The organism is Amycolatopsis jejuensis (genome assembly GCF_000717335.1).
In the GTDB taxonomy this organism is placed as follows: Bacteria; Actinomycetota; Actinomycetes; order Mycobacteriales; family Pseudonocardiaceae; genus Amycolatopsis; species Amycolatopsis jejuensis.
The window spans coordinates 82,325-101,393 of the sequence record NZ_JNYZ01000016.1; the positions used below are offsets into that span (position 1 = coordinate 82,325).

Consider the following 19,069-nt stretch of genomic DNA (forward strand, 5'->3'; position numbering starts at 1 on the left):
GATCGTCGAGCCTGGACTCGCCTGATCATTGGGTCCGAACGCGCCCGATCGTCGAGCCCCCACCCGCCTGATCACTGCGTCCAGACGAGCCCCGTCGCCGAGCCCAGACACGCCCGATCACTAGGACCAGACGAGCCCGACCCACTGAGCCCCGACCGCACCCGATCACTGAGCCCGGACGAGCCCGATCAGTCGGACTCATGCACGCCCCGACTCGCCGAGCCCCGATCGCACCCATCGGTGTCACCACTCATGTACCGGACCTCGTCACCAACCTCCCTTACCTGACAACACCCACTCACTCAACAGATTCCAGATGCACCTTCAGCACTGCCGCCTCCGCCCGTAACTGTTCAGCTTGCTCCGTCCTTCCGAGACGCTCGTACTCGTCCGCCGCCGAGGTGCGCTCGTCCACTTCACGGTTGACGATCGTGCATATGTCCTCCTCCGTGAGATGCCGTCTCATTGCTTCCGCCGCGCCCAGGCCGACCGCCGCACCCACCACGTGTTCGTTGCCTGCCTTGCCATCGGCCCCTGGCGAGACCGGCACCGCTTCGGCGTTGTCGATCGCCGCAAGCGCAGAGCGCAGTGCGGTGATCGCGACTCGGTTCCGGTTCTTGAGCGCTGTTTTCAGTTCGTCACGCAGGTTTGCGCGCATGGCAGACAATTCCCATCAGGGTGGAGGAATGCGATGAATTACCGACTCCCTGAGCCTACCACCCCTCCTGTCACCCGAGCGCGCGAATTTTCCGTCCAGGGTCAGCACTCCCGCACCGGCCGAAAACACTGCCAGGGCAACAAATCCCCAAGCTGGGAGCAAGGTTTGCCCGTCAGGGTGGGTGCTCACGACCAGCCAGGTCGAACCCGCGGCAACGAGCGCGACCCGCGAAATCGGCCACGCCGCAAGGGATCCGAGCGCCAACGGCCACGTGAAGTACCAAGGCAGCGCCACCGGCGCCAGTACGACCGTAGCCAACAACCCTGCCGCAGCACCGCGCACCGCGTCCGCATCGCTGGCTCGCGAACGCCACCACAACCACATCAGGATCCCGGCAAGCGCGACCCAGCCCACTGCTCGGCACACCGCGACGGCACCTCCTGCCCCCAAGATTTTCCCGACCGCGGTGGGGATCGACAACCATGGCTCAAGCGTGGAATTCGCGCTCATTGACCGGATCCACCCGAGGTCTACGTCAGCTGCAATGCTGCACAACCCGAACGTTACGACCACAATGGACACTGCGGCGGCAAGTGTCGAGACGTAGCTACGCAACATGATTCGCCCGCCTGAACGTCGAATCTCCCATGTCCACAAGAGAAACGGCAACGCTACCGCGGCCGGAGCTTTCACTGCGGCAGCCAGCACTACCACCGCGAGCCCGAACCCTGGTACAGTCGTGATCATCACCGTAGTTCCCGCTATCAGCAACCCGATCATCAACAGGTCGTTGTGTCCGCCCGATACCACGCACAGCACCATCAACGGGTTCGCCACTGTCATCCACAGTGCACGTTCCGGCTGGGCGCCCAGCCGGCGGCACAGGATCGGCAATGCGAAGCACGTCAACGCCAATCCGGTTGTCATGGCCAGCCGGGTCAGGAATGCGCCGAGGACAAGATTGTCGCCAGTCAGAGAAAGGACGCTCTTCACGATCAGAATATGCAACGGCCCATAGGGCGACGGAATGTGCAGCCAGCCGCCGGCCGCATTGTCCGTGGCCGGGCCGGGAAGTTCAGCGGGGACGTGTGTGTACGGGTCGAGCCCGGCACTCGCCACCACGCCCTGCGCGAGATACGTGTACAGGTCGGTGCTGAACAACGGTGGCGCGCACAAAAGCGGAGCGCACCACAGCCAGGTAGCCCGCACAACGTCTCGTGTGCTCGTCCGACCCGCGCGCACCGAGTGTCCTAACCGGACCCAAGACAACACCAGGAGGAAAATGCCGAGATACAACACAGCAGTGGCGAGCGTCCGGCCGTGCCCGAACCGCACGGCGCTCAGCACCGTCCCGGACAGTACGGGATCGTGTCGCAGCGTCGCGCCTGCGCCGAACGCGCCGAGCGAGGCGAACACCGTGCCGTACAGCCCTACCGCGGTCGCGCTCTTTCCGGCGAAGATCATGCCGCAGGTCTAGTGAGCGGATGATCTCGGATGGTTAAGATCGGCGTTTATCCGATCTTTATCCGTCCGGCGTTCTACTGAGGCTCGTGAGGAGCGGTTGATGCGCGTGCTCGTGGCCGAAGACGAGCAGATGCTGGCCGACTCCATCACCGAGGGTCTGCGGCATCTGGGGATGGCAGTCGACGTCTGCTACGACGGTGACGCTGCGCTCGAACGCGTTGCGGTCCATCGGTATGACGTGGTCCTGCTCGACCGCGACCTGCCGCTGGTGCACGGCGACGAGGTATGCCGCAAGATCGTCGGCGACGGCGGTGAGACAAGGGTGCTCATGCTCACCGCTGCGGCGGGTATCCGCGACCGCGTGGACGGGCTCGGTCTAGGGGCGGACGACTACCTCACCAAGCCGTTCGCGTTCGCCGAGCTCGTCGCCAGGGTGCATGCGCTGGCCCGGCGGGCCCGTCCGGCGTTGCCGCCGGTGCTGGACCGCGCCGGGGTCGAGCTGGATCCGGCGAGGCGGTTCGCGTCGCGGGACGGGCGGCCGTTGTCGTTGTCTCCCAAGGAGTTCGCCGTGCTGGAGGTGTTGCTGCGAGCCGAAGGTCGGGTCGTCAGCCCGGAAGAGCTGCTGGAGAAGGCATGGGACGAGCACGCCGACCCGTTCACGAACACGGTGCGGGTCACGGTGATGACGTTGCGCAGGAAGCTCGGCGCACCGCCGGTGATCCACACCGTACCCGGCGCAGGGTACCGGCTGGGTACCTGAGGCGGGCGCGGACGTCGTTGCGTGGCCGCGTCGAGCTGGTGTTCCTCGGGGCGCTGCTTGCCGCGCTGGTTCTCGCGTACCCGGTCGGCGCGTCGCTGGCAATGGTGCTCGGGACATACGTGGACCGGTCGTTCTGTCCGCGGGGCACCGGCTGCAGCAATCCGGTGGGCACCATCTGGTGGTTCTTGCCGCTGGTCGCGGTCGTCGTGCTGGCGGTACTGGCGTGGCGGCCGGTGGTGTCGTGGGTGCTGCGGCCTCTGCCGGACCTTGCGGCGACCATCGACCAGCTGGGGCCGCAGAACCTGGGGCAGCGCATGCCGGTGGAGCAGACCGACGGCGAGCTGCGGGTGCTGGCGACGGCGGTCAACGGGATGCTCGACCGGGTGGCGGTCGGCTTCGAGGGGCAACGGCGGTTCGCCGCGAACGCGTCCCACGAGCTGCGCACGCCGCTCGCCGTGCAGCGGACGCTCGCCGAGGTGGCGATGGTCACCGGTGGCGGCGACGAGGTGCAACGGCTCGCGGCGCAGCTGCTCGTGGTCAACGAGCGCAACGAGCAGCTGATCGAGGGACTCCTCGTGCTGGCCGAGGCGGACCGCGGCCTGCCCGGAACGGTTCCGGTCCGGCTGGACGAGCTGGTGGACACCGTCCTCGCCCGTTATGCCGAACAGCTGGCCACACGCGAGCTGACCCTGCGCCACGCGTCGGCCGAGCGCGTTGTGCCCGGCGATCCCGTTCTGCTGGAACGGCTCGTCGCCAATCTCGTGCACAACGCGATCAAGTACAACCACTCGGGCGGGTGGGTCGAGGTGACCGTCGGCGGAGAACCGGCACTGAGCGTGGGCAATTCCGGCGAGCGGGTACCGGCCGAGTCGGTCGAGTCGTTGTTCCAGCCGTTTCGCCGGCTGACCGCTGACCGGATGAACCATCGGGACGGTGCTGGTCTCGGATTGTCCATCGTGCGGTCGATCGCTGCCGCGCACTGCGGACGAGTGTCCGCCGCGCCCGTCGAAGGGGGAGGCTTGAAGGTCGACGTCGTGTTGCCCTGACTTGTGCGCAACAAGGGACCGTCCACAGTGTACGGATCAGCCGGTGCGAATTCCGGACAATGGGAACGTGCCACCGCCGGAAATCGTGACCGAACCGGCGAAAGCGTCGCCGTTCACGGTGCCCGCCACGCTCACCTCGAACCGCGCTGGGTCAGTGACCAGTGCGGTAAGAGTGACGTCCTGGCCGTCGACTGTGCCCGAGACGATGGGGACCGTCACTCCCAGCTGGCCGTCGAAGATGGAACCGGACATCGTGGTGCCGTCGGTCGCGAGGTCGAGAAGCAGGTCCTTGCTGCCCGCCGGGTGCGTGAAGGTGATCTTCCAGCTGCCGTCCGGGCCGGTTTTCCCGCTGCTGGGACGGGTGAGGTCCGGATCGGTGGCGGCGCGCACCGGGGTCGGAGGTTCGCCGAGCGCGGGCTGGCCGGGTTTCACCGAAACCCCTGCAGAATTCAGGAAACCCGCCATCATTCGGTAATAGCCGACGAGGAACAGGATCTCGATGATCTCGGCGTGGTCATGGGTTTCGGCAAGCGCTGCCCAGGTGGCGTCCGATACGCAGACGTCGGCGCACAATTCGTCGACGGCCCGAAGTACTGCGTCGTCTTCGGGCGGCCACGACGCGTCCGGGTCGGAAACGGCGACGATCTCGGCCTCGGTGGCGCCGCCGCCGAGCGCGGCCGGCGCGTGGTTGGCCCACTCGTACGGCGCATCACACCTGAGCGCGACGCGCAGGATCGCGAGCTCCCGGATGCGCGGATGAAGCTTGCCCTGGCCCAGCAGGTACGCGCCCAGCTGCGACGACGCATTCATCAGTTCGGGCGCGCGGGCGAGAACCTGGATGACGGTGTCGGCGCCGAGCTTCGCCAGTTTTCGATGCTCAGGCTCCATCTCGTCGAGTTCGAGCGGCGGGATACGTGGAGACGACGCAGCTGGCATGTCAGGTTCCTTCCACTGGTGGGTGCTCGTCGAGGCGGGCGAGCGCTGCTTGCGCCTCGTCGAGGGTGAGCGCGGGATGCGAGTAGAGGTCGATCAGTGCGCGGGCGAGGAGGTTGTCGCCGTCCGGGCTCAGGACGTCGACGCCGATCGTGCGGGAGAGGTGTTTGTGGAGCACGGTGATCGACAGCGCCATCGCCGTGCTGATCGCGGCGCGGACCTTCGGATCGGCAGCGGGCGGGCCCGGCCGGTGCCGATCGGATTCGGCGAGCCGATGCATGCTCAGCTGGACCATTTCGTCGAACAACGGCGACGCGTCGCCCTCGACGAGCGCACGGACGAGGTAGTCGCGGTACGGCCCGACGGCAGCTCGTGCGGCCGCAACGGGATTGCTGCCCGCAGGCCTGGTCAGGTCCGCCGGAACCTGGTCGTTGAGCTGCCGGATGAGCTTGACGAGGTGCGCGTCGCACACCTCGCGAAGCGCCTGTTTGGACCCGAAATGGTGCCTCACCAAACCGAGTGACACCCCGGCGGCCTCGGCAATTCCCCGGATCGTGGCGCGTTCGAAGCCGTATTCGCCGAAATGCCGCATCGCCGCGTCCCGGATCCGGGCGCGCGCGGTGAGGTCGTCGGGGTCGGTCACTGCCGCACCACTGCTATACGCATGTACAGCAGACTATACCTATGTATAGTCGTCACGCCAGCACTGTACGGACGCCTGGCGCACGAGGCGTCCGTACAGCGGTCCGTCGTCCTGGCCGCCGCGGGGGAATGGAGCCAGGGAGACGGGGTCAGATGGCGGCCCGGCCTCCGTCCGCGGGCAGGATCGCGCCGGTCATGAACCCGGCCCGGTCGCTGGCCGCGAATGCGACGACTTCGGCGACCTCCGACGGGTCAGCCGCCCGCGCCATCGGCACGGTGTTGCCGTAACCGCCGACGTCCGGGCCCAGCGAGGCGACCGCCTTCGACGTGCGCATCGGCCCTGGCGACACCGAGTTGACGCGGACGTTCGCGGGGGCGAACTCCGCAGCCCACGCCCGGGTCAGCGATTCCAGCGCGGCTTTGGTCGCCCCGTAGACGCCCATTTCGGGCATCCCGATTCCGGCTGCGGTCGACGAAATGTTGACGATACTGCCGCCGCCGCGCGCGACCATGGCCGGCGCGAGGACTGTGGTGAGCACGAACGGCGCACGCACGTTGACGGCGAACGCGTGCTCGTAGTCGTCGAGGTCCTGCGTGGCCCCGAGCAGGATCGCTGCGTTGTTGACGAGAATGTCCACCGGCCCGGCTTCGTCGGCGAGCTTTCGCACATTCTCACTGTCATTCAAATCGGCTTCCAGGAAACGGGCGTTGCCACCGAGATCGTCGATGACCGGCGCGCCGCGCTCGGGATCCCGTCCGGTGATCGTGACCTCGGCCCCGCCTTCTGCGAAGATTTTCGCGATCGCGTGACCAAGGCCGCCGAATGCGCCCGACCCGGTAACCAGAGCTTTTTTGTCTTTGAATTCCATCAGTTGTCTTTCCTCGGTGTTCTCGGATGGTTTCCGAGGGTCACCCGGCAGTGGCGGCGTTCCGGATCCAGCTGCGGAATTCGATCGCCAAATGCTCGCAGTGTCCCTCGATCAGGGAGTCAGGGGAGGTGGACGGATAAATGACGCGGACCACGACGTCCGCGCCGGTTTCGGTGTCGCGCGCCTGATGCACGCAGTACGCGAAAGGAGTGCCGTCGTCGAGGGTCAGCTCGGCCTGCGCCAGCGTCTGCGGGTAAGCCGGGTCGAGGTATTCGCTGATCAGCGGGGGAAGTTCGGGCACCATCGCCACCTTGAACCGGGTGAGGTGCCCGCCGATCGTCTCGACCATGCCGCCCGGGTAGGACGGCGGCTCGACGTAGTGTTCGGGGTGCGCATTCAAAAGCAGGACTTTGTCGTCGAATTCTCCGGTGGCCGATTGTCCGCGGAACCACGCGGTGAGCTGGGTGCCGGTGAGGCCGTGCACGGTGAATGCGGTCCGCGATTCCCGCCACGTGCCGCCGGCCGATTCCACGAGTTCTTTGTGGTAACGGTCACCCGCGTCGATCTGGTCCTTCAGCAGATCCATCATGACCTGGCCGCCGGCCACGTTCTTGAGGTTTTTCAGGGCCCTTCGAGCGGCTTTCAATTCCCACTGGTCCACCGCGGATTCGTCGAAATTCCGGCCTTTGGTGTGCACGGAGACGGTGACCGAAGTCGACGGCTGAACATCGGCAGTGGTGCTCATGACGGTTCTCCTGTTCAAACATCCTCGACGGCTCGCGCCGGTGCAGTCGAAACGGCCGGTGGAGAAGGGGAGGGGACGAGCCCTTGATCACGAGTGTAAGATGCAGGCATGCATCTTGCAAGCGAGGAACCCGTTCGTGGAAGGCGCCGGCACGGCGCGGAGCTCGACGGTGCGCTGCTCGACGCAGCGTGGGACGAGCTGATGGAACGCGGGTATTCCGGCCTGACGTTCGACTCTGTCGCCCGGCGGGCCGGCACCAGTCGTCCGGTCGTCAATCGCCGCTGGGCGACCAAGGGCGCGCTGGTTCAGGACGCGATGATCCGGGCGAGCGACCGGGCGGTCCTGGTCGACCCGCGCACCGGATCCCTGCGGGACGACACCATCGATCTGCTGGAGCAGCTCAACGTCTGGTTTGCGGGCTTTGCCGCGATCATGACCGCGCAGCTGGCCGCGTACTTCGACGAACTCGGCACCAGCCCGGCCGAGCTGCGCGAAATGCTGGTGGGCACCAGGCGGTCGGTCATCGAAGCTGTGACGCAGCGCGCCGTCGACCAGGGTGAGATCGACGGCGCGAAGCTGACCCCGCGGATTGCCCGGCTGCCCTACGACCTGCTCCGGCACGAGGCGATCATGAACCTGCGGCCGATGTCGTCCGAGGCGATCCGGGAGGTCGTCGACACGATTTTCCTGCCGCTGCTCCGTTGAACTGTACGTCCACTGTGGACATGTCGACCGCGGGTGGTCGGAGTTGTTTCTCTCCGCTTTCGAGGTAGAGGTTGGCGGTGCGGATGAAGCTGCTCAGTTCCGATGCGAGAAGCGCGACGGTGTCCTCGTGCGGCGTGCCCGTCCGGCTGAGTGGAACGCGCGCTGCGAAACCTGCTTTGGCAGCGCCGCCCTTTCTTTGCCGACTGCCGTTGGCAATCGCGGGGGTGTCGATGGTGCCCGGCGAGATCACATTGAGCCGGATGCTGCGTCCCTTGAGTTCGTTGGCCCACGAAGGCGGCGTTGGTTGCGACGAACTCCAGGAATTGGCTGATCCCGCGCTGCGGAATCGGCTGCTTGTCTGAGTCATCGGTGTGGATCTGCTTGCGGTGATAGGGCTTTGCGTGCGCTGTTCGCAACGGCTGATCTGGAAACGTTTCCGTGGATTGCGCCTTCCGTGTCGATAGGTTGCTGTTCGGACAATTCATTTGAGCTGGTCAGGCACGGTTTCTGGTCGTTTTGGTCGCTTGCGATCCGAGCGCCCACTCGTCGGGCTGATCCTTCCGGAGGTGTGCCCTTGGTGCCTGGCCCGGGCGCCAGGACGGCGTGAGCCTTCGGGTTGATTTCCGGCGTGCTGGGCGCTACATTCAATTACGTTCCTGTTCAGTTTCGTAATGAGGTGCACATGTCCGATGCCAACGGGCCCGCCAGGGGCAGGCCGCGTGACGCCGGGCGGGACGTGGCGATCCTCGACGCGACACTGAAACTGCTGGTCGAGGTCGGTTACGACCAGCTGTCCATCGAGTCGATCGCGACCGAAGCCGGGGTCGGCAAGCCTACGGTGTACCGACGCCACACCGGCAAGGCAGCGCTGGTGGCGGCAGCAGTCGAGCACCGCGCGGCGAGCGTTCCACCTGCGGTGCGGACTGACGATCTCCGGCAAGCTCTGCTACAGACCGTGGAATGGCTGGCCGCGCAGATTGCCGTGCAGGAGATCGGGCTACTTGGCGCGCTGTTTGCCGGCATGCGCAGCGATCCGGAACTGGCGGCCGAAATGCGGCGAATCCTGCGACGCGACGAAGCCGTTATGACCGAACGTCCTTTCGGCGGCGCGCAAGGTGAAAACCTGGTTCCCGGCGCGGCCGCGCTGTTCGCCGAGATCGCTCCGGCGCTCATCGTGCATCGGCTTGTGGTCGTCGGAGAGCCGAGCGACCGGAACTTCGTCAAGCACATCGTCGACGACATCTTGCTGCCGCTGCTCCGCCCGGCTCATTCGTCCTGACACCCAGCGACTCCTGGATCCCTACGGAGGCAACAAATCATGATCGTCATCACCGGCGCGACCGGTGCCTTGGGCGGCGCGACCGTCGAGCACCTGCTCAAGAGCATTCCGGCAGAACGCATCGGCGTCAGCGTCCGCGAGGTCGCCAAAGCACAGCATTTCGCCGACCGTGGCGTACGGGTACGCCACGGTTCCTATGACGACCCCGCGGCATTACGCGACTCGTTCGAAGGTGCCGAACAGATTCTGCTGATTTCTCAAAATGATTCCGACGTTGATGGAATCAGCTTACACCACAACGCGATCGAAGCTGCGGTTGCGGCGGGAGCGCAGCGGATTCTGTACACGAGCCACCAGAACGTGCGCGATGACAGCCCATTCGCCCCGGCGCACGAGCACGCCGCGACGGAGGCATTGCTCGCGTCGTCTGGGATTGCCTGGACCTCACTGCGTAACGGATTCTACGCGCACAGCCTCGACTGGCTGCTCGGTCCATGGCAACAAACCGGCACCATCACCGGACCGGCCGACGGCCCCGTCTCCTGGACCGATCGCGCCGACGTAGCCGAGGCTGCCGCAATCATCCTCATTGGACAGAAGGCGTTCGACGGCCCCGTCACGCTCACCGCGCGCCACGCCGTCACTTTCGACGACATTGCTGCCGCCGCAGCCAAACTGACCGGCCGCGACATCAGCCGGGTCACCACCGACGACGAGCAATGGCTCGCCGACCGGATCGCCGCCGGTACCCCCGAGCACGTGGCCCAGATGCTGCTGCGGTTCTTCCACGCGGCGCGAAACGGCGATTTCGCCGACACCAATCCTCTGCTGGCAGAACTCCTGGACCACGAACCCCGCACCGTCGACGACCTTCTCGCCGACCGGCTCAGGGGCTGAATCACCCGGACCGTGGTCGCGTTGGAGCCAACCTGACACGACCGGCGGCAGCTAGGAACGGCTGGTGCCAGCCGGATCCGACCGGCGTTAGCCCCGACACAACCGGGTGTAAGCCGAATGCGGTTGGTGTCTGGCGTGCAATGACGGGTGACGCCGGACGCGACCGGTGTCTGGCAGGAACGAGCGGTGTTGACCGGAAAACAGCTGGTGTCGGGGCGTGCATGACCAATGCATGCCGGACGCTGCTGGTGTCGGGGCGTGCATGACCAGTGCATGCCGGGTGCGGTTGGGTCTGGGCAGGCATGACCCGTGTAAGCCGGATACGACTGGTGCCTGGCAGGCACGACTGGTGCAAGCCAGACGAGACCTCTGTCGGCAGGCACGACCGGTGTAAGCCGGACACGACTGGTGCCTGGCAGGCACGACCGGCGTCAGCCTGACGCCGACCGATTGCAGGTACGCGCGACTGGAGTCAGCGAGCCGCTGAGCCGTGTCAGGTACGCGCGACCGGAGTCAGCGAACCGCTGAGCCCGTGTCAGGCAGGCGTGACCGGAGTCAGCGAGCCGCGAGCTGTGCTAGGCGATCGGCCGTCCGGCGCCCGCGTAGTCGTCGCCGGGTTTGCGGTACGGATGGACCTGAACCGCTTGGCCGGTCTGCGGCGCGTCGATCATCTGCTGGTTCCCGATGTAGAGCCCCACGTGGTGGATATTCGTAGCCGGTTCCCCGTAGAAGATCAAGTCTCCCAGTTGCGGTTCATCGACGTGGGTGACACTGCGGAATTGCGTGTCCGCTGTGCGCATGAGCTTCACCCCGGCGCTCCCGTAGGCGGCCGTGGTGAGGCCGGAACAGTCGAATCCGGGGTCGGGATCGCGAGTGCCGTTGCCGCCCCAGACGTAAGGCAGGCCGATCTGGTCGATCGCGAAGTCGACCGCGTTGAGGACTGCCGGGTTCGGTGCCTGCTCCCGCTGCCCGACGGTCCCGTAGACGTTCACTGTCGCCAACGTCCGGTGCATCATGAGTGGAGCCGGGGCCAGCGTGGTGACACCGTTCCACCAATCGGTTGACATATCGCGGCCGTTCGCGCAGAGCGCGCGCCCGGCGGTGAGCGCGGCGTCGTCGATGTTCTGCACTTCGGGCTTGCCGCCGGACGCGCTGCGCTGCCAGCTCGCCCAGACCGTCGGTGCCAGCTGCAGCGGCCCGGCAGCGTCTGGAGTCGAGACGACCCGATGGTAGAAGTCTCGGACTTCCAGTGTTCCCAACGGTTTCGCGAGAGTCCCGTTGTCGCCGAGATGGTCACCCTGTGCTCGGCCGTGGTCGCTGGCGACCTTCCCGATCGCGGCGAGGGTGATCCAGGAGAGGTGACATCCTGGCTGTTCCTTGCTGAGCGTGACGGTCGCCCGCGCATAACCGTTCATTGCCCGCAGCGGAATATCCAGCCACTGACTGGTCCGCGACGCCCACGTCCCGAACTCCCCGCCGTCCGGCACCTTCGGTTGGACCGGCACCGGCGACGACGTGGTAAGCGCGGTGGAGCTGGGTGCCGGTACCGGCATCGACGAGGTCGCCACGACGTTCCCCGACCCAGCACCACTGCCGTCCGGCAGAACCTGGACTGCGACCACCAACGCCGCGACGACCACCACGACTGCCGCCAGGACCACGACGACCCGCCGATTCCGGCCGAGAAATCCGGACTCCGGGGGAGTCATGGTGCCGGTGACCGGGAGGCCCGAGGTTTCGCCGTTCAATGGCGACCCGCTGGTCAGCGGGGACGTCTGACCGCCGCCCGGCGACCCAGCGGCGAGCTCCGGTGTTTCGTCGCTGAGCGGCGACGCGCTGGTCAGCTCAGCTGTTTCGCCAGTGGACGGCGACGAGACAGTCGGCTCAACTGTCTCGCCGCTGGACGGCGACTCGCCGACGAAGCCCGAGGTTTCGCCATCGAGCGGCGACGTGCCGTGAGGTCTACCCGTCTGGCCGTCGGTCGTGTCGCCACTGAGAGGCGACGCGCTGCTCGCCTTTGTCGTGTCGCCATCGAGTGGCGACAGTTCGCGCGGCTCGGTTGTGTCTCTGTTGAGTGGCGACGGTTTGCTCGGCTTGGCGGTGTTGCCTTCGAGCGGCGACGTGCTGGTCGTCTCGGATGTGTCGCCGTTGAGTGGCGACGGCTTGCTCGGCTCGGTTGTGTCGCCGTTGAGAGGCGACGTGCTGGTCGGCCTGGCCGTGTCGCCATCTAACGGCGATGCGCCGGTCAGCTCGGGCAGATCGCCTTCGGCAGGCGACGTACCGGGCAGCTTGCGCAGCTCGTCATCGAGCGACGACGCCTCGATCGGTTCCGACAAATCAGCCCCATCCGAGGCCGAGGCCGTACCCGAGCCGGTAGCCCCATTGCCGTCGCCGTTTAACGGCAACGCACCCCCAGTGGCCGAACCACCTGCCGAACCGCCAGCCAAGTCCCCGGCCGAACCACCCGCCGAACCAACCGGAGACCCATCCGGAAAACCACCCGTGACCTGCGATTCGCCATCCAGCGGCGATCTCTCCATCACCGGCCTCCGGCGAGTCTCGACAGCACGAATTCCCGCAGCTCGTCCAGCCCCGTCTCCACCGCCACCTCGACCAGGCGGCCCGTCGGCGACATCGGGACGGCTCGCCGGTCGACGATCGTCATGCCGCGGGTCGGGCCGGGGGTCGAGTCGATGTCGACCGGGTACGTCTCGGTGTGCAGGATGCCCGGGCGGATCGCCTCCGCGACGGCCACCGCGTCGTGCAGGACGATGCCTTCGTAGCCGAGCACTTGCCGGTAGTGCGCGAGGTACTCCGGCGTGAACGCGTCCAGCGCCTGTCCGATGGGGCCGGACGCCGCCAGCTTCGCGAGCCATCCGCTGTCGACTGCGCACCGATGGGTGAGATCGAGGGGGACCATCACGCACGGGACGTCGTCCTCGACGAGCACTCGGCGCGCTGCGTCCGGGTCGGCCCAGATGTTGAATTCGGCGACTGCCGTCGAATTGCCCCGCGCGATCGCGCCGCCCATCAGGACGATGCGCGCGATTTTCGAGCGGACCCCCGGGTGCGCCGCGAGCAGGGCCGCGATGTTCGTGAGGGGGCCGATCGGCGCGATGGTCACCGGTTCGTCGGACGCCTCGATCAGCGAGACCATCAGGCTCACCGCGTCGGACTCCTCCAGCGGGCGAGTGGCTTCGGGCAGCAGGTCGGCGTGCCCGGACAGCCCGTCGGAACCGTGGACGGTGCTTTTCCGGTGCAGCTCGCGGTAGAGAAGAGGACGCGCGGCGCCCGCGGCGACCGGCACGTCGCTCCGATCGCACAGCTGCAGCAGCCGGCGCGCGTTCGACGTGGTGGTGGCGAGCGGCACGTTGCCGAAGACCGTCGTCACTCCCAGCAGGTCGACGTCGCTCGACCTCGCGGCCAGTGCGATCGCGAAAGCGTCGTCGACACCAGGGTCGGTATCGATGATCAGCTTGGTGCCCATCCTGTTCCCCTTGCCTGTGGCGCGCCGTCGTCCACAGGTTACGGTCAACGGCATGACGTCGATGTGGGGTGCGCCCGCGTTGTCGCGCGTGCGCGCCTGGCGCCGGGCCCGGCGGGACCCGAACCAGGCGAAGTTCCTGACGGCCGATTCGCTGCGTTGGGTACTGCGCAATCGCGCGTATACTCCGTGGTACCTCGTGCGTTACTACCGGCTGCTCAAATTCCGTATCGCGAATCCGCACATCATCCTGCGCGGCATGCTGTTCCTGGGCAAGAACGTGGAGATCCACTGCCGGCCGGGCTACGGCAGGCTGGAGATCGGCCGTTGGGTCCACATCGGCGACGGCAATGCCATCCGGTGTCACGAAGGGTCCCTTCGCATCGGAGACAAGTCCGTTTTCGGGCGGCAGAACGTGATCAACTGCTACCTGGACATCGAGCTCGGTGCGGCCACGCTCGTCGCCGACTGGGTGTACATCTGCGACTTCGACCACGTCACCGCGGACATCCACGTGCCCATCAAGGACCAGGGCATCGTCAAGGCGCCGGTCCGGATCGGGCCGGACACGTGGCTGGGTACAAAAGTCAGTGTCCTCAAGGGAACGCGCATCGGCCGGGGCAGTGTGCTGGGCGCGCACTCGGTGGTGCGCGGTGACATCCCGGACTACTCGATCGCGGTCGGCTCACCTGCCCGGGTGGTCCGCAACCGCGAGGACGACTACGCCGCGGATGCGGCCCGGCGCGAAGCTGTCGCCGACATGGCGCGCAAGGCGAACAAGGCTTTGCAGAAGACTCTTGGCGAAGGTTGACCGTCCTGGTCCTCGAAGGTCGTTTCCGCTCGACGGCAGGTCTCCGGACCGCAGCGGCTTGGGCGTGGGTTTCGTTGGGGGACGACAGAAACCACGGAGCCCGGTAGCTGATCGCGCTGTCTCATGACAACGACGGTGCGCTCACCGCTCGCGCAGGCCGAGGTGTCCGCACTCGTAAACCCTTTCGCCACAACAGGTCCTGGGCGACACTGATGACCTCCCCACGGCGCATGTCCAAGGAACATGCGCCGCGGCTGCAGGTCAGAGGTTGATCATGACGGTCTGGGTCTCGGTGTAGGCCAGCAGCGCGTCCGGCCCGTGCTCGCGGCCGATCCCGGACTCCTTGAACCCGCCGAACGGGATCGTGCCGGGTGCCATTGCGCCCCAAGTGTTCACCCAGACTGTGCCCGCACGCAGGTCAGCGGTTACCCGGTGCGCTGCGGACAGGTCCCGCGTCCACACCGAGGCGGCCAGGCCGTACCTGGTGTCGTTGGCCAGCCGCACGGCCTCCGCGGTGGAGGTGAAACTCATGAGCGCCGCGACCGGGCCGAAGATCTCTTCTTGGGCCACGCGCATGTCGTTGCGTACGTCGTCCAGCAACGTGGGCGGGACGAACAGGCCCAGCCGCTCCAAACGGTGTCCGCCAGCGCTGATCGTGGCACCCTCGGCTCGGGTGACGTCGAAATAGCCGGTGACCCGATCCAGGTGGGCGCGGAAGGCCAGTGGTCCCATGGTGGTCGCCGGGTCGAACGGATCTCCCGGCACATACTGGTCCATCGCGCGGCGCAGCAGTTCGCCGAACTCTTCGCGGACGTCGCGGTGCACCAGGATGCGCGTGCCCGCGACGCACCCCTGGCCGGTGCCCATGCAGAACGCCGCGGCGGCGACGGTGGCGGCGAGGTTCAGGTCGGCGTCGGGGAACACGATGAGCGGGGACTTCCCACCCAGCTCCAGCGTGACCCGCTTGAGCGTGTCGGCCGAGGTGCGCAGGATGTGCTTGCCGACCGGGCCGGACCCGGTGAACGAGACCTTGTCCACGTCGGGGTGGTTGATCAGGGCCTGCCCGGTGTTGCCGCCGAGCCCGGTGATCACGTTGACCACACCGGCCGGCAGGTCCGTTTCGGCGAGCAACTGCGCGAGCCGCAGGGCGGACAGCGAGCCGTGCTCGGACGGCTTGAGCACCACCGTGTTGCCCGCCGCCAGCGCCGGGGCGAGCTTCCACGACGTCTGCAGCACCGGGCCGTTCCAGGCGATGACGGCCGCAACCACCCCGATCGGCTGACGCCGGGTGTAGTGCAGTTGCCCTGGACCGGCGGGTGTGGTGTGCCCGGTCAGCTTGGTCGGCCAGCCGGCGTAATGCCGGTAGATCTCGACCGCGTGGTCGACCATGCCGCGGGACAGCAGCAGCGGCGCACCCATGTCGAGGGAGTCGAGCGTGGCGAGTTCCTCGCGATGGGTCTCGACCACGTCGGCGATCTGCAGCAGCACCTTTGCCCGGTGCTCGGGGGACAGCGCGGCCCAGCCGTCGAAGGCCCGGCGCGCGGCCTGTACTGCGGCGTCGACTTCGTCCGGTCCGGCCACGCCGAGCTGGGTGAGTACCTGCTCGGTGGCCGGATCGACGGTGGCAAAGGTCTCCGCGGAGCGTGGTTGCCGCCATTGCCCGTCAATGGCGAAACCGAGAATGCCCTGGTCAAGCAGTGCGGGCCGGGGGCGGGCAACGGACGTATCGGTGGACAAGGTGAACCTCCCGGAAATTGCTGGTCGGTTCGAGCGTCGCCGGACCTGGTCGCTGCCGGGTCGTCACGTTTTCCCTGGGAATCGCAGTCCCACCCTCGTCCGTGAGGGTGCGGCAGGATGGGGACATGGCCAGTCCGGAACAGCAGCTCGCCGAGTTTTTGCGCAGCCGTCGCGGCCGGGTACGCCCGGCGGACCTCGGCCTCGAACCCGGCAGCCGGCGAAAGGTCGCCGGCCTGCGGCGCGAGGAACTGGCGATGCTGGCCGGGGTCAGCACGGATTACTACCAGCGGATCGAGCAGGGTCGCGACGTCCGGCCGTCGGACCGGGTGCTCGATGCCCTCGGCCGCGCCCTGAACCTGACCGACGACGAGACCCGGCACCTGCACCTGCTTGCCCGGGCCGCCCGGCGTCCGGTCACCCCGCGACGCCGCGCATCGGAGCAGGTTCCGGAGACGACCCGGCGGCTGCTGCACACCATGACCGGACCGGCGTTGGTGCTCGGCAGTCATCTCGACGTGCTGGCCTGGAATCCGTTGGCCGGCAGCCTTTTCGGCGGTCTGGACACGGTTCCCGGTGGAGAACGCAACGTCCTGCGCGCGATCTTCCTGAATCCCGAGGCCCGGTATGTCTGCCCGGACTGGGAGGCCAGCGCCATCGAGTACATCGGGATGCTGCGCGCCGCCGCTGCTGCGGATCCGGACCACCCGCGGGTGCAGGAATTGGTAGGCGAGTTGAGCGTGCGCAGCGCGGACTTCCCCGAGCTGTGGGCCCGGCACGATGTCCGGGAGACGACCCGCGGGCGCAAGCATTTCGGACATCCCCAGGTCGGGGCCATCACGCTCGACTGGGACGCTTATCCACTGCCCGGCAGACCAGGTCCGACACTGATTGTTTACACGGCGGTTCCCGGCTCTGCGGACGCCGAGCGGCTGCAAGTCCTCGCCAGCCTCCTCGCGACCGAAACCTCAGTGACCACCCCGGAAAGAGCCAGGCGTTAACACGATCAGCTGCACTATGTCCTCGACGACGGTGAAACTGACACCGCGGATAGGCTCGCGTCATGAGCGAAGCCCTGCGACGCCACGTCGCCGCCTTCAACGGTCGCGACCTGCATGCTCTCCTTGACGGCTTCACCGACGACGCCGTGTGGATCACCGGCAGCAGCGTGGTGCGCGGACGGGACGAACTCACCGAACTGTTCAGCAGTGCCATGGAACAGCTTCTGCCGACTTTGACGGTCGAGAATGTGATCGCTGACGGTGACCAGATTGCCGCCCAGTTGACCGAGCGGCTCACCCACAACGGCAGTGAGCAAATTTTCGCGATCGCGGGCTTCTACCGGCTCGACGGAGACCGGATCGCGTCGGCGAAGGTCTACCGCGAGGGTAGCGCCGAACTCGGCTGAGCGTCGTTGCCGTTTTTCGGCGACGGTCGCTGACCTGCAGAAATGTGGGCGGACCTCGCTCCGGCTCTGGCTTTTCGGACCACCTGTCTCGGCCGATCGGCCGATGCCTGCGGCCAGGTCTGTCGATGATCATCACGTCTATGTCGAGGTTTCGCCAGTTCGTTCCGGTAGTCGTCGCTGTAATGGCGGTCCCCCTCGCACCAGCGGTGGCATCCGCGCAAAGCTTGGGCTGGAAGCCGTGCGCGTCCATCGCGAAGGGCTGGGACGCCAGCGACCGTCGCACGGAATGCGCGACGGTGACCGTCCCGCTCGACTACGCCGACCCCGGCGGCCGCACGATCGACCTCGCCGTGAGCCGCATCCGCGCGACGGGCGAGCGACGGGGCGCGATCGTCGTCAACCCCGGCGGTCCCGGTCAGTCCGGGATGCGGACGCCGCTCAACCTCGCCGAAAGCAAGGCGGCCGGTCTCCTGGCGCACCACGACCTGATCGGCTTCGACCCGCGCGGCGTCGACTACAGCGCGAGCATCCCGTGCGACGACGATGCCGCCCGGCCGGACCCGGGGCTGTCCGAAAAGGACAAAGCCCGTATTCGCGCCGAGCACAAGGCAGCCTCCAACGCCGCTTGTTTCGCGAAGGACCCGGCGCTGGTGAAATCGTTCACGACGCCCACCATCGCGCGCGACGTCGACCGCATCCGCGAAGCGCTCGGCGAGGAGAAAATCGGCTACTACGGTGTTTCCTGGGGTACTGCGCTCGGCGCCGAGTATCGGACGCTTTTCGACGCCCACGTCGACAAAATGCTGCTGGACTCGGTGATGCCGCCGCAGTTGAGCGTCAAGACCATGGACGACGACATGGCCGTTGCGGGTGAAAATACGTTCCGCGAGTTTGCTGCGTGGATTGCGCGGTATGATTCGGTGTATCACTTCGGCAGTACTGAACCACAGGTCTCACACGCCTTGCTCCGTTTGCGCTCCGAGCTGGCCGCGCACCCGCGCCCGGGGGTGGACGGCGATGTCGTCAACCAGTTTTTCGCATACCCACGTCGGCAGTGGGTCGAGGCGGCCGGCCAGTTGGTGGCTATTCGAAACGGCGATACCCCTTCGCCGCCAGGCGGCGAGCATCGCGGCTTCGGCTGGGACACCGAGCGGACGGGCTACAGCACATTCCAGCAAACGGCGTTGCTGTGCAACGAATCACCGACCCCACGTGATTTCGCCGCCGTGTGGCGAGACCACCTCGACCGCGTCAAGGCCAACCCCGTTGCCGGCAAGTACGGCAGCTATGAGCAGATGTGCGTCGGCTGGCCGGTTTCGGCGACACAATGGCAGTTCAGTGCGGGAAAGAGCCCGCTGCAGCTAGTCGGGCACGTCTATGAGCCGGTCACCCCGATCAGCTGGGCGATCGCCATGCAGCACCGGATCGGCGGCTCCCTGCTGACGGTGGAGGACGACGCCCACGGTTCACTGTCGAGCCTCCCATGCGCCGCGGCGGCGGTGACCTTCTTCGACACCGGACAGCCGACGACACAGTCCTGTCCTGGCGCACCGATCCCAGCTCCGCGGCCGTAGTCGGCTGAATGGCGCGATGCGGACCGGGGACTTCGCCCTGGACGCCTGGCACACTCGGAC

Annotated in this window: 19 protein-coding genes; 9 read left to right on the forward strand and 10 right to left on the reverse strand. The window is 66.9% G+C overall.

Features of this window, described 5'->3' with window-relative positions; genetic code table 11:
- Window positions 1-298: 298 nt before the first annotated feature.
- Window positions 299-658, reverse strand: coding sequence for a GatB/YqeY domain-containing protein (locus OO71_RS23095; protein ID WP_033291948.1), 360 nt, complete (start codon window positions 656-658; stop codon window positions 299-301).
- A gap of 15 nt (window positions 659-673) precedes the next feature.
- Entirely contained in the window at window positions 674-2,122 is a 1,449-nt protein-coding gene (gene mptB, locus OO71_RS23100; protein ID WP_156096493.1) for a polyprenol phosphomannose-dependent alpha 1,6 mannosyltransferase MptB, read from the reverse strand.
- Between the two features lie 100 nt (window positions 2,123-2,222).
- Between mptB and OO71_RS23105 the strand changes: the two genes are divergently transcribed.
- Together OO71_RS23105 and OO71_RS23110 are read left to right on the forward strand one after the other, a co-directional pair.
- Window positions 2,223-2,882 (forward strand): response regulator transcription factor, encoded by a 660-nt coding sequence (locus OO71_RS23105; RefSeq protein WP_033292021.1) that lies wholly within the window; start codon window positions 2,223-2,225, stop codon window positions 2,880-2,882.
- 17 nt (window positions 2,883-2,899) lie between these two features.
- Window positions 2,900-3,928: a sensor histidine kinase gene (locus OO71_RS23110; RefSeq protein ID WP_156096494.1), complete on the forward strand. Its 1,029-nt coding sequence runs from the start codon at window positions 2,900-2,902 to the stop codon at window positions 3,926-3,928.
- Window positions 3,929-3,964: 36 nt separating this feature from the next.
- Here OO71_RS23110 and OO71_RS23115 read toward each other — a convergent pair whose 3' ends face one another.
- From OO71_RS23115 to OO71_RS23130, 4 genes are all read right to left on the reverse strand, one after another.
- On the reverse strand, window positions 3,965-4,864 hold the full coding sequence (locus tag OO71_RS23115) for a carboxymuconolactone decarboxylase family protein (RefSeq protein WP_033291949.1): 900 nt from the start codon (window positions 4,862-4,864) through the stop codon (window positions 3,965-3,967).
- Between the two features lies 1 nt (window position 4,865).
- Complete coding sequence (locus OO71_RS52960; protein WP_033291950.1) at window positions 4,866-5,504, reverse strand: TetR/AcrR family transcriptional regulator; 639 nt, start codon at window positions 5,502-5,504, stop codon at window positions 4,866-4,868.
- Window positions 5,505-5,652: 148 nt separating this feature from the next.
- Entirely contained in the window at window positions 5,653-6,372 is a 720-nt protein-coding gene (locus tag OO71_RS23125) for an SDR family NAD(P)-dependent oxidoreductase (RefSeq protein ID WP_033291951.1), read from the reverse strand.
- 40 nt (window positions 6,373-6,412) lie between these two features.
- On the reverse strand, window positions 6,413-7,117 hold the full coding sequence (locus tag OO71_RS23130) for a hypothetical protein (RefSeq protein WP_033291952.1): 705 nt from the start codon (window positions 7,115-7,117) through the stop codon (window positions 6,413-6,415).
- A 108-nt stretch (window positions 7,118-7,225) separates the two neighbouring features.
- Here OO71_RS23130 and OO71_RS23135 point away from each other — a divergent pair, with 108 nt between their 5' ends.
- Window positions 7,226-7,822, forward strand: a complete 597-nt coding sequence (locus OO71_RS23135) for a TetR/AcrR family transcriptional regulator (protein ID WP_033291953.1) — start codon at window positions 7,226-7,228, stop codon at window positions 7,820-7,822.
- Here OO71_RS23135 and OO71_RS49120 read toward each other — a convergent pair.
- The gene (locus OO71_RS49120) at window positions 7,746-8,189 is read right to left on the reverse strand and encodes an SDR family oxidoreductase (protein ID WP_084145206.1); all 444 of its coding nucleotides are present in this window, start codon (window positions 8,187-8,189) and stop codon (window positions 7,746-7,748) included. The two genes, OO71_RS23135 and OO71_RS49120, sit on opposite strands and share 77 nt — an antisense overlap.
- 369 nt (window positions 8,190-8,558) lie before the next feature.
- Here OO71_RS49120 and OO71_RS23140 point away from each other — a divergent pair, with 369 nt between their 5' ends.
- Window positions 8,559-9,101 carry a TetR/AcrR family transcriptional regulator gene (locus OO71_RS23140; protein ID WP_245633754.1) on the forward strand — a complete coding sequence of 181 codons (543 nt, stop codon included), beginning with the start codon at window positions 8,559-8,561 and terminating at the stop codon, window positions 9,099-9,101.
- A gap of 39 nt (window positions 9,102-9,140) precedes the next feature.
- The gene (locus OO71_RS23145) at window positions 9,141-9,998 is read left to right on the forward strand and encodes an NmrA family NAD(P)-binding protein (protein ID WP_033291955.1); all 858 of its coding nucleotides are present in this window, start codon (window positions 9,141-9,143) and stop codon (window positions 9,996-9,998) included.
- Between the two features lie 575 nt (window positions 9,999-10,573).
- Here the strand turns inward: OO71_RS23145 and OO71_RS23150 are convergent.
- On the reverse strand, window positions 10,574-11,707 hold the full coding sequence (locus OO71_RS23150; protein ID WP_033292023.1) for a C40 family peptidase: 1,134 nt from the start codon (window positions 11,705-11,707) through the stop codon (window positions 10,574-10,576).
- An 830-nt stretch (window positions 11,708-12,537) separates the two neighbouring features.
- Window positions 12,538-13,485 (reverse strand): nucleoside hydrolase, encoded by a 948-nt coding sequence (locus OO71_RS23155; RefSeq protein ID WP_033291956.1) that lies wholly within the window; start codon window positions 13,483-13,485, stop codon window positions 12,538-12,540.
- A gap of 52 nt (window positions 13,486-13,537) precedes the next feature.
- Between OO71_RS23155 and OO71_RS23160 the strand changes: the two genes are divergently transcribed.
- Window positions 13,538-14,293, forward strand: coding sequence for an acyltransferase (locus tag OO71_RS23160; RefSeq protein WP_033291957.1), 756 nt, complete (start codon window positions 13,538-13,540; stop codon window positions 14,291-14,293).
- A gap of 261 nt (window positions 14,294-14,554) precedes the next feature.
- Here OO71_RS23160 and OO71_RS23165 read toward each other — a convergent pair whose 3' ends face one another.
- Complete coding sequence (locus tag OO71_RS23165; protein ID WP_033291958.1) at window positions 14,555-16,030, reverse strand: aldehyde dehydrogenase family protein; 1,476 nt, start codon at window positions 16,028-16,030, stop codon at window positions 14,555-14,557.
- A gap of 125 nt (window positions 16,031-16,155) precedes the next feature.
- Here OO71_RS23165 and OO71_RS23170 point away from each other — a divergent pair, with 125 nt between their 5' ends.
- The 3 genes from OO71_RS23170 (at window position 16,156) to OO71_RS23180 (ending at window position 19,009) form a co-directional block, all read left to right on the forward strand.
- Window positions 16,156-17,028 (forward strand): helix-turn-helix transcriptional regulator, encoded by an 873-nt coding sequence (locus tag OO71_RS23170; protein ID WP_051791989.1) that lies wholly within the window; start codon window positions 16,156-16,158, stop codon window positions 17,026-17,028.
- Between the two features lie 62 nt (window positions 17,029-17,090).
- A complete protein-coding gene (locus tag OO71_RS23175) occupies window positions 17,091-17,435 on the forward strand; it encodes a nuclear transport factor 2 family protein (RefSeq protein ID WP_033291959.1) in 345 nt (114 codons plus the stop codon).
- A 125-nt stretch (window positions 17,436-17,560) separates the two neighbouring features.
- Complete coding sequence (locus OO71_RS23180; protein WP_245633755.1) at window positions 17,561-19,009, forward strand: alpha/beta fold hydrolase; 1,449 nt, start codon at window positions 17,561-17,563, stop codon at window positions 19,007-19,009.
- Window positions 19,010-19,069 lie beyond the last annotated feature (60 nt).